The sequence below is a fragment of the Cupriavidus phytohabitans genome (assembly GCF_000426345.1).
Taxonomy (GTDB): domain Bacteria; phylum Pseudomonadota; class Gammaproteobacteria; order Burkholderiales; family Burkholderiaceae; genus Cupriavidus.
Map to the genome: position 1 here is coordinate 1 of NZ_AUFE01000177.1, position 3433 is coordinate 3433.

Here is a 3433-nt window from a genome sequence, read left to right on the forward strand (position 1 = left end):
AACGTCATCTGCTTCATGTTCTTCTCTTTGCGCTCTTGATCCCTCACATAACGCTATTCCTCATGAAGCGGAGGACTTAATCAGCATTGCCCTAAACGCCGGCATCGGTGTTGCATTCACCGGTTGAACCCGTCGCGGCGTTCTTCGCGAAGGACCTCCTGTGAAGTTCGCCTGGATTGACTCGCAGCGGCGGCAGTATCCGCTGGCGGCGCTGTGTGAGGTCCTGTTTGTCAGCCACAACGGCTATCGTGCCTGGATAGCGCGGTGGCAAGCCTGAGCGCAAGCGGCTGAGCGACGGGCAGTTGCTGACCTTGATCCGGACCATTCACGCTGAGGTCAAGGGCGCCTACGGATCGCCGCGAATGACCGAGGAGATCCGCGCTCGGGGCTTTCCGGCCGGCAAGGAGCGGGTTGAGCGGCTCATGCGCGAGAACAACATCCGGGCCCGGCACAAACGGCGCTACAAGGTGACGACGGATTCGAAACACAAGCTGCCGGTCGCGGAGAATCTGCTCGATCGAAACTTCACGCCGACGGCGCCAAACCAGGTGTTCACCTCGGACATCACCTACATCTGGACCGATGAAGGCTGGCTGTATCTGGCGGTCGTGCTGGACCTGTTCAATCGGGAGGTTGTCGGCTGGTCGATCAAACCACGCATGACGGCAGACATCGTGATCGACGCACTGATGATGGCGTGGTTCCGGCGCAGGCCTGAGCCAGGCGCCCTGCATCATTCGGACCGTGGGTCCCAATACGCTAGCCATGACTTCCAGCGAAAGCTGAAGGAATATGGCATGCGCTGCTCGATGAGCCGCAAGGGAAACTGCTGGGACACTCAGTCCAAAATACGCTTTGAACGTCGGACCGATCTGACCTGTGCTGGGATTGGCCGAGCTGCCTTGGCGTTGACCTGTCGATCGGGTTCCGGCGTTCCCCGAGCATTGCCGGGCCCAACGCTTGTGACCTGATAGGAGCTTTGTCCTGCACCGTGAGTGTCCTGTCCTGCGAGTGGGGTTGGCGGTGTGCCCACTACAACGGATAACACGCATGGAACAAGAACAAGACGAAGTAATTCTGGGTGTCGACACGCATCTGGATACGCATGTCGGGGCGGTGATCAGCAGCACGGGCAAGCTCCTCGGCACGCAGTCGGTCTCTGCAGACACCAATGGCTATCTCAATCTTCTGACCTGGGCGAACTCGTTCGGATGACCGCCACTCTACGCCTACTGGCCAAGCGCTGGCTGGCACTGGCAGAGGAGCTGAGCACCCTCGACGGCATGCTTGATCGCCTGACCAGCCAGCATGCCAAGCGGCTTCGGGAGCGGTTTGGCGTAGGCCCTCAGACAGCGGCAGTGCTTGTTGCCGTTGCCGGTGACAATCCTGACCGGCTGAAAAACGAAGCGGCACTGGCTGCGCTTTGTGGCACAAGTCCTTTGCAGGCTTCGTCCGGTAAAACGGTCCGGCATCGCTTGAACACGGGCGGAGATCGTTCGGCAAATAATGCCTTGTGGACTATCGCCATGGTGCGAATGCGCAGCGATCCCAGGACACGGTCATACGTCGACCGCCGAACGAAGGAAGGCATGCCCAAGAAGGAGATTCATCGCTGCCTCAAGCGATATATCGTCAGGGAGCTGTACCCCCTCATTTTGGCCGATCTGACCGATTCGAGCCGCGCCGCTTGACATAGGAGCGTCAACGCGCCGACGAAGAGCTCTTCAACAGTTTGGAGAACGAACGAGCTCCTTCCACGCGGTACCGGACGCAACGTGAGGCCGCTGCGGACCTGTTCGAATACATCGAAGTGTTCTATAACTGCAGTGGTCGTCATTCGTCGCTCGGCTTTGTCTCTCCGGCTCAGTTCCTGCGAGACTGGATCAAGGCTCAGCAGACCAAGGATGTGGCTGCATAACCCGGGACCTATGGAAGCCGAAAACAGGAAACCTCAATTATTGCTATTATCTAAATATTGACGAGGAATTATATGTTATTTCATATGGCATTCAAGCGAGCGGCTCTGGTGCTGGGATCGGCGGCCTTCCTGTTTAATTTATCCGGATCGTGCGCAACGGAATTTGATTTTAGTCGGCCGAAAGGGTTCGGCGCAGCAACGATCGGCGGGATGGGTGGGGAAGTAGTGAATATCACAGATCCAATTGATGGCCGGGAGCAACTGAAGAATGCCCTGTGCAATTCATTTAATGCGGAAGGAGTATGCTCTGATGCAACTCCACGCATTATAAGAATCGCAACAACGATTGACTATACAGGGACAGAAAAAACCTCCTCGGAGCGTGGCTGTTATCCCGGCAAAACAAAAGGTGAATGTCCAACGCCGTACGAGCCGGAAGCATTGATCCTTGTCGATGCGAACGATAGACATTGCAGTGGGAAAGAAGTCACAGGGATTACTTACGACGCGGCCGGGAAAAATCCGCTATCGGTCGGTTCAAATAAGACCTTAATTGGCGCCAGCTCGTCCGCAGCGCTAAAGGGAAAGGGGCTGCGTCTAGTGAACTCCCGCAACGTCGAAATAAGAAATCTTACGATAAGTGACATTAATAACGGCATCGTTTTTGGTGGCGATGCAATATCGCTGGAAGGGGTGGACCGAGTTTGGATAGATCATAATACCTTCCACAATATTGGCCGACAAATGATTGTCGATCACTTCAGACCTGCAATCAACGTCACTATTTCTTGGAACAATTTCGACGGCACAAGCGCTTACTCGCCTGAGTGCAACGGGAAACATTACTGGAATATTTTGCTAATTGCAAAAAAGCAAACTATTACTTTATCAAATAATTGGATCCATGATTTTTCCGGGCGAGCACCGAAGGTCTCTGGCGATGATGCCATCGTGCATGTGGTTAATAACTATTTCCAGAATGGTTCTTGGCATGCGCTCGACTCGAGTGAAAATGCACATCTTTTTGTCGAGGCGAACTACTTTGATAATGTGATCTTGCCAATTTTGCCTGACGATGGCTATATCTTCGGAGCACTCGGTAGCCTCGGCGCTGTAGCCCAGCGGGAGTGCAAAGAAAAAGTCGGTCGCCCTTGCCTCGGCAATGTCGCTATCCCTGAGCCCTCGATCAAGGATTTTACGCAATACTCTGCCGTAATGGAAGCATTTGAAGCGCTGGGAAAAAATATAATTCACTCATCAAAGTCCAAGGTCTCATCCTGCATGATAACGCCTTATGAGGCAAGCAAAGTGCCCGCTATAGTCAAAGCATATGCCGGCACAGGGCATCTCTGATAGATGGAGTACACGTCATGGATGCGCCGTACCGTACTCATTCTCTATTGTAGCAGGGGGTCTTCACACAATCCATCCAAGTTAAGCCGCCAATAAAATCGCAATTCCCCCCGCGAACCCTTGACAGATGACGAGGTTCGAGGGGCCGCCGCCCTGCTTGCG

The 3433-nt window shown here is 54.3% G+C and carries 1 protein-coding gene and 3 pseudogenes; all 4 read left to right on the forward strand.

Annotation, left to right across the window (positions count from 1 at the left end; all coding sequences use genetic code 11):
* Positions 1 to 139 precede the first annotated feature (139 nt).
* A pseudogene (locus tag K309_RS38810) lies at positions 140 to 836 on the forward strand (IS3 family transposase); the annotation flags it as partial.
* A gap of 214 nt (positions 837 to 1050) precedes the next feature.
* Positions 1051 to 1691: pseudogene (locus K309_RS38815) on the forward strand (transposase).
* A gap of 23 nt (positions 1692 to 1714) precedes the next feature.
* A pseudogene (locus K309_RS42280) lies at positions 1715 to 1918 on the forward strand (IS3 family transposase); the annotation flags it as partial.
* Between the two features lie 84 nt (positions 1919 to 2002).
* Positions 2003 to 3271, forward strand: coding sequence for a pectate lyase family protein (locus tag K309_RS41275; protein WP_232232642.1), 1269 nt, complete (start codon positions 2003 to 2005; stop codon positions 3269 to 3271).
* The last annotated feature ends 162 nt before the right edge of the window (positions 3272 to 3433 follow it).